This is a genomic window from Halorubrum sp. Eb13, from assembly GCF_002252895.1.
GTDB lineage: Archaea > Halobacteriota > Halobacteria > Halobacteriales > Haloferacaceae > Halorubrum.
Genome location: NZ_NHPE01000106.1, coordinates 1 through 6824 on the forward strand (window position 1 = coordinate 1; position 6824 = coordinate 6824).

The following is a 6824-nucleotide window of genomic DNA, read 5'->3' on the forward strand; positions in this document are numbered from 1 at the left end:
GTTCAGCGTCGTCGGCGCCGCGACCGCCGACAGCGTGTTCTGAGCTCGGACGGCGACAGCGCCGTCCGCTCTCACCGGCGTCCGAACTCACACGACGACCGAGACGACGGCGAAGAGGATCAGCACACCGGCGATGTCGCAGACGTTGGTGACGACCGGGATGGTCGTGTCGTCGGGGTTGAGCCCGATCCGGTACGAGGCCTCTACGGCGGCGACGCTGGCGACGACGACGAGGACGGCGAGGAGCATCCCCGAGACCAGCGAGACGAGGAGCACCTGTCCGAGCCCGAGCGTGCCGCCGAGCGCGACGCCGATCGCCCACGCGGCGACGCCGACGACGCCGAAGACGGTCCCCGCCAAGGCGAACACGGCGCCGGCGTTCGCCCTGAGGTCGGGGTTCGACGGGTCCAGCTCGTACGTCCCGAGGTAGAGCTGCGTGGTGAGCCGCGAACAGGTGATCGACGCGAGGTTCCCGGCCGTCCCGATCTGGACCGGCACCAACACGAGGAGCGCCGGGTTGCGGACGAGCACCGCCTCGTACGTCTCGAGGACGGTGCCCGAGACGAGCTGGAGCACCGACAGCGCGGCGAGGAGCGGGATCATCGTCCGAACGATCCGACCGATCGACCACTCGTCGGTCATCGTGGTCTCCGCGCCGGGCGCCGAGCCGCCGCCCGAACCGGACGTCGAGCCGCTACCCGTACCGGACGTCGAGCCGCCACCCGTACCGGACGTCGAGCCGCCACCCGAATCGGACGCCGAGCCGCCTCCCGCGTCTGCGTCCGTCACAGCACGGCCCCCACGACGTAGATCCCGACGAGGAGGAAGAGGACGCCGAACACGTCGCCGAGCGTCGTCACGACGGGGCCGATCACGTTGTCCGGGTCGAGCCCCCGGCGGTAGCCGACGAAGATGACGGCGATCAGCACTGAGATCATGAGGGTCGCCGAGAGGAACCCCGCCACGACCATGATCCCGACCAGCTGGAGGAGGTTCCCCTCCGTCCCGAGGAGCGTCAGCCAGAGGTAGGTGACCACGGCGATGAAGACGGAGACGCTCATCCCGTTGATGAAGGAAGCGAGGATCGCGTTCCTGAGCCGCCGGTCGAGCCGGAATTGGGGCTCGATGAGTCCCTGGTGGAGCCCGGTCGAGAGTCGGGCCCCGAGGGAGCCGTACACGCCGCCGCGGGTCGCGAGGAACGCCGGGAGCAGGAGGAGGAGGCCGGGGACCTCCGAGATGCCTGCGCGCATCGTCTCGGAGCCGAGGATGGTGCCGGCGAACAGCCCGGCGACGAGGCTGACGAGGATCACCGGCAGCGCCTGTCGGTAGACGTCGCGTGCGGTGTCGTGGCCGGCCATCGTGCATCCCGACGCGAGGGAGGCTCAAAAACCGGTCGGACGACGTGGCCCGCATCGTTAAGTCGGTCGGGCGGTTTCCGATCGCATGGACTACTCGCTCGCCATCGAGAACGGGCCGGAAACAATTCCGGGCGGCACGGGGCTGCTGCTCGTCCACCCGAGCATCGGCGAGACGGACCGGATCGACACGGACTTCCTGAAGACCGACACCGACGCGTTCCTCGTCGTCTCCACGCGGACCACCGCGCGGGAGGTCGAACAGAAGCTGGAGTACTACGACGTCGACGAGACGAAGGCGACGATCCTCGACACGCTCTCCGTCGAGCGGGGCTACTCGCGGCGCTCCAGCGACGATGTCTTCTACGTCTCCGCCCCCGACGACCTCGACGGCGTGGTCGACCGCGTCGAGCGGTTCCTCACGGAGAACGAGGGGAAGCGACGGGTGTCGGTCGACTCGCTCACCGAGATGGCGTACTACGCAGACGACGACGCGGTGTTCGAGGCGGCCGCGGACATCCTCGCGCTCCTCGACGAGCACGACGCCGTCGGGATCTTCCACCTCTCCGAGGAGGTCCACGAAGTCGCGACGCTCGATCGGTTCCGGGAGCTGTTCGAGGGCGTCATCGAGCTCGACGGCGAGGGCAACGTCACCTTCGACATCTAGGATCGTATCCTGTCAGGCGCCGTCGTCGATCATCGATTCGAACGTCTTCTCCGCCCACTTCACCGCGTAGGGAGCGCCGCGGTCGCGGTAGGCGGCGGTGTCGAGCGCGGCGAACGGCGCGGGGAGGTCGAGGCCGTGACGGAAGGCGGAGCAGGCGTACTCCGTCGCGCTCGCGAAGTCGGTCTCCCCGCGGGCGACCTCGCCCGAGAGGTCCCCGAGCCGACCCTCTAGGCGATCGCCGGCGTCGACCCAGGCGTCGAACAGCCGTGGGCGGGTCCCCTGCCACGACGCGAAGACGTCGCGGGTGTACAGCCCGATCCACGCGTCGAACAGCGCGGCCGCGACCTGGAAGACGTCGCTCGGCCCGTGGCTCGTGGTCGAGGCGCCGGTGTCGGGATCCGGTCGGCGGATCGCGGCGTCGAGGTCGCGGTAGCGCTCGCCGAAGAACGGGAGGAAGCTCTCGGGAAGCCGGTCGGGAAAGGCGTCGTCCGGGAGCGACCCCGGAGACGGCGAGACGCCGACCTGGACCAGCCGGTCGGCGATCAGGAACGCGAGGAAGTCGTCCGGAGTTCCCTCCGCCCGCTTCTTGACGAGCACCGTCTGCGGGTCGGTCTGGGTCGTCCGGACGACGGTGCCGTCGCCGGGCAGTCCGACGGTGAACGCGGAACCGGCGTACCGCCGGAGGAGTTCCGGCGCCTCGTCCGGGAGCCACGCCGCCGGGAAGGAGGCGGGCGAGAGCCCGTCGACGAACAGTCCGAGGTCCTCGGCCGCCGCCGGCGGGAGCGTCTCGAAGTCGGCGTCGACGTCGAGGACCGGAGAGCCGGAAGCGTGTTCCTCACGGACCGCGTCGAGGTCATCGTCGAGCGACCGAGACGAGAACATCAGCCGAGCACGTACGAGAGGATGATGAGTACGGACAGGGCCGCCGAGACACCGATCGTACCGACCACGATCGTAGTGGATTTGCTCATGTCGGATGTTGGGGTCGCCGGTCGTTTAAATCTATATTACTTCGGACAGTCGCGAGGGGGTCGTTCGGGTGCGAGGCGGCCCGTGTAGGCGCGAGGCGGTCCGCGTAGACACGAGGCGGTTCGTCCAGATGGGAGACGGTTCGTGCAGATTGGAGGCGGTTCGTCCAGATGGGAAACGGTTCGTGCAGACGGGGACGTTTCGGGTGGAACCGACGTGTTTTCGACGGATTCCGGCGACCGTTCGACAGCGGGTTTATACGGATCCGTCCGATAGCCGTGGTATGCGGATTCGTGACGCACTCGAATCAGACGCCGAGGCGCTGGCATCGGTCACCGGTCGGCCGCGGGAAGTCGCGAGAAATATGATCCACGACCGGTCGGTTCGGGTCGCGGTTGAGGGCGGCGATCAGAGTAGCGACAGCAATAGAGATGAGAGCGGCACCGCCGATAGCGACGAGAACGGCGCCGGCGATGACGACGAGAGCGACGACGGCGACGACGGGGAGTCGGTGCTCGGCTTCGTCGCGTTCGACGTTCGCGGCGACACCGTCCACGTGACCGACTTCGACGGGAACGGGTCGACGGTCGAACGGCTGTTCGAGGAGCCGCGGCGGTTCGCGCGACGAGAGGAGATGGGCGTCGAAGTCGTCGTCCCGAACGACGAGGCGACGAGCGAAGTCATCGAGGCCTCAGGGTTCGCGGCCGCGGGGAGAGGCCCGCGGTTCGAGGGGCGACGGACCACCCGATACCGGATCGAGTTCGAGGAGTTGAACGGTCGGAACGACGACTGAATCGAAAAGGGGTCCTGCTCCGGTACCGACGGGTGTGTCGTCGAACCGGACTGACAACGGACTGGTGACGGACGGACTGGTGACGGACGGACTGGTGACGGACGGACTGGCGATCAGTCGAACCGCTGTTGAACGATCTCGAGCGCCTCCTCCCTGTCGGCCCAGTCGACGAACACCGCGACCGACGTCGCGCTCGTGATCAAGTCGATGATGTTGATCCCGTCTTTGGCCAGCGGGGCGATGATCTCTTGGATGACGCCGGGCTGGTTCGGGAGCTCGCCGCCGGTCACGCGGATGACGGCGATGGGGTCGGCGACGGTCACCGACGAGAGCGCCTCGTCGTCGACGACGGCCTCGTGGAGGAGGGCCTCGGCAGTCTCCGCGATGTCGACGTCGACGTAGAACGTGACCGAGTCCATACCGGAGGCGACCGCGTCGATGTTGATCTCCTCCTTGCGGAGGGAGTTCGCGAGCTGCGAGAGGATGCCGGACCGGTTGCGGATCGCGCGCCCGGCGATAGTGAGACACGCGAGCGGCTCCTCGCGCATGTCGATCAGGCTCTCGAACTGCCCCTCGATCCGAGTGCCGCCCCTGAGGAGGTCGCCGTGCTGGTAGTGGACGACGCGGACCGACAGGTCCTCGTCCTTGTACGAGAGCGCCGACGGCGCGACGACCTCCGCGCCGCGGAACGAGAGGTTCCGCAGCTCGTCGACCGTGATTCGACCTACGTTCCGGGCGCCCTCGACGACCCGTGGGTCGCCGGTCATGACCCCCTCGACGTCGGTGACGATCACGACCTCGTCGGCGTCCATGTAGTTGCCGAGCATCACCGCGGTCGTGTCGGACCCGCCTCGACCGAGCGTCGTGACGTTGCCGTCGTGGTCCTCCGCCAGGAAGCCGGTGATGATCGGGACGACGCCGTCGAGCCGCTCCGCGATGGCGTGCGCGCGCTTCTTGGTCTCCTCGATGTCGACCTCACCGAGCTCGTTCGTGATCACCGGCCAGTCGGGGTGGCCCGGCTCGAGGAAGACGGCGTCGATGTCGCGGACCGACAGCGCCGCCTTGAGCATCCTGACGCTGGTTCGCTCGCCCATCGAGACGATCTCGGCGCGGTCGGCGTCGTCCGTCTCGAACGTGATGTCTTCGAGGAGGTCGTCGGTGGTCGATCCCATCGCGCTCGCGACGACGGCGATCTCGTGACCGGCCTCGACCGCGTTCGCGACGGAGTCGGCCGCCCGATCGATGCGGTCCCCGCTACCGAGGCTCGTACCGCCGAACTTAGCAACTACGCGCATACGCACACCCCGTGGGGAGAACTCCGAGCGGTGTCGTCGCGTCGGATCGAACGAGAACGCAAGTCAGTGCCGCCGCATCGGATCGGACGAGAGACGGCTCGAGACCCCGAAGTGAAAGCGTGATCAGTAGACATGAGCGCCCGTAGCGGAGGAAGCCGCATAACTGTGTTCACTTCGACAATGGTCGCCCGAACGTGCAGTTCGCGGGAGCGACGACTTTCGGTGGAGTACGGTCAGTAGCGCTCTCGTCGGAACTCCGTCGGCGTCACTCGTCCTGAATGCCCCACGCGTCGGGCATCTCGATGACGTATCTGCCGTCCTCCTGTAGCGAGATGATGTACTCCTGCCGGTCGTACAGCTCCATCAGATTGAGTTCGTACTTTCCGGGGCTCACGATCCGAATGCTCTCGAACTGCTCGTTGAGTTCGTCCCGGAGCTCGCCGATGTCGGGACGAGGCCCCTCGGAGTCGGTTGAGTCTCTGGTGTCCGCGCCCGATTCCGAGTCGACTGGGTGGCTCGCTCGGTCGAGTTCGTCGGGCGAGACAACGTCGGAGCGGGCGCTCGCCTGCGCAACGTCCTCTTCGCTGCGCTCGCGGACGTGTTCGGTCCCGGTCGTCGAGTCGGTTGGGTCGGCCGGGTCGGCCGGGTCGGCGTCGGGAGCCGTGGGGTCAGTGTCGGCAGCGGAAGACGCGTCGGCAGCGGAAGACGCGTCTACGGGGGTCGAGCCGGTGGTGTCGCCGACGCCGTCGGGATCAGTCGAATCGAGGTCGCCGCTCCGGGGAGATCGATCGTCCGTTGTTGTCGCGTCCTCCGCCGTCACCGCGTCTTCCCCCGTCGCGCGTTCGTCAGTCGCCGGGGGTTCGTCAGTCGTCGGGGGTTCGTCAGTCGTCGGTGGTTCGTCAGTCGTCGGTGGTTCGTCAGTCGTCGCGCCCGCGGGCTTGAACTGGAACTTGTTCCCACCGCAGTCCGGACACCCGGAGAGCATCTCCTTCGATCCGTCGGGGAACGTCCGGCCGCAGGTGGTACACTGGTGAGGCATCTATTTTCGGGAGACGAGCGTGCTGATGAGGTTCTCGTCTTTGTGCAGCGTCTCGATCCGGTTGGCCGGACCGATGACGGTGAGCTTCTGTGCCGACTTTCGACCTATCAGCTTGTCGAGGAAGCTCTGGTCGGTCGTCTCCGCCTTCGGATACGTCTCGATCTCGATTCCGGTGAAGTCGTCCGGGCTGATCTCGGTCATCGTCACCTCGATCAGTTTCGACTCCTCGTCGGGGGAGAGCCCCTCCTCGAGGATGACGATGTTGCCGTCGCGGACGCCGTCGAGAATGAGGCGGATCTTCTCCATGCCGGTGAGCCCCTCCATCCGGGCGCCGCTTATCATGTCGATCCGGACGCCGTCGTCCGTGTCGTCGGGCGACGCGTCGCCGTCGACGTTGGGGGTCGGTCCGGGCATCAGCCGAAGTACTCCGCGATCTTCGTGTACACTTCGTCCATGTTGTCGCCTTCGAGCGCCGAGAGGGGAATCGTCTCGTGCTGCGGGAAGGCGTTGGCGATCTGCTGGACGTTCGCTCCGGGAAGGTCCGTCTTGTTAGCGAGGATCAGCGCCGGGAGGTCCTGCGACTCGATGATGCCGATGAGCATCGTGTTCACCTGCGTGAACGGGTCCGTGGAAGAGTCGAGGACGTAGATGACTCCGTCGACGTCCTCGCGGAGCCAGTGCATCGCCTCCGCGAGGACGTCGACGG

Annotated in this window: 9 protein-coding genes; 2 read left to right on the forward strand and 7 right to left on the reverse strand. The window is 67.2% G+C overall.

What is annotated here, in order from left to right; translation table 11 throughout:
* Positions 1-87 precede the first annotated feature (87 nt).
* On the reverse strand, positions 88-642 hold the full coding sequence (locus tag DJ75_RS12355) for a magnesium transporter (RefSeq protein ID WP_094524767.1): 555 nt from the start codon (positions 640-642) through the stop codon (positions 88-90).
* Positions 643-785: 143 nt separating this feature from the next.
* Positions 786-1358, reverse strand: coding sequence for a magnesium transporter (locus DJ75_RS12360; protein WP_094524759.1), 573 nt, complete (start codon positions 1356-1358; stop codon positions 786-788).
* 85 nt (positions 1359-1443) lie between these two features.
* On the opposite strand from DJ75_RS12360, the gene DJ75_RS12365 reads away from it, so the two are divergent.
* Positions 1444-2022: a hypothetical protein gene (locus DJ75_RS12365; protein ID WP_094524760.1), complete on the forward strand. Its 579-nt coding sequence runs from the start codon at positions 1444-1446 to the stop codon at positions 2020-2022.
* 12 nt (positions 2023-2034) lie between these two features.
* On the opposite strand, the gene DJ75_RS12370 is transcribed toward DJ75_RS12365, so the two are convergent.
* Positions 2035-2904 (reverse strand): hypothetical protein, encoded by an 870-nt coding sequence (locus tag DJ75_RS12370; protein WP_094524761.1) that lies wholly within the window; start codon positions 2902-2904, stop codon positions 2035-2037.
* Positions 2905-3274: 370 nt separating this feature from the next.
* Between DJ75_RS12370 and DJ75_RS12375 the strand changes: the two genes are divergently transcribed.
* Positions 3275-3784, forward strand: a complete 510-nt coding sequence (locus DJ75_RS12375; protein WP_094524762.1) for a hypothetical protein — start codon at positions 3275-3277, stop codon at positions 3782-3784.
* A 113-nt stretch (positions 3785-3897) separates the two neighbouring features.
* Here DJ75_RS12375 and DJ75_RS12385 read toward each other — a convergent pair whose 3' ends face one another.
* The 4 genes from DJ75_RS12385 to DJ75_RS12400 form a co-directional block, all read right to left on the reverse strand.
* Positions 3898-5079: an aspartate kinase gene (locus DJ75_RS12385; protein ID WP_094524764.1), complete on the reverse strand. Its 1182-nt coding sequence runs from the start codon at positions 5077-5079 to the stop codon at positions 3898-3900.
* A 265-nt stretch (positions 5080-5344) separates the two neighbouring features.
* On the reverse strand, positions 5345-6118 hold the full coding sequence (locus DJ75_RS12390) for a Zn-ribbon containing protein (RefSeq protein WP_094524765.1): 774 nt from the start codon (positions 6116-6118) through the stop codon (positions 5345-5347).
* Positions 6119-6532, reverse strand: a complete 414-nt coding sequence (locus DJ75_RS12395; RefSeq protein ID WP_094524766.1) for a DUF2073 domain-containing protein — start codon at positions 6530-6532, stop codon at positions 6119-6121. It lies immediately after the preceding gene.
* Positions 6532-6824, reverse strand: a 293-nt coding sequence (locus tag DJ75_RS12400; RefSeq protein ID WP_254921980.1) for an ADP-ribosylation factor-like protein, incomplete at its 5' end; no start/stop codon positions are given. The genes DJ75_RS12400 and DJ75_RS12395, both read right to left, overlap by 1 nt.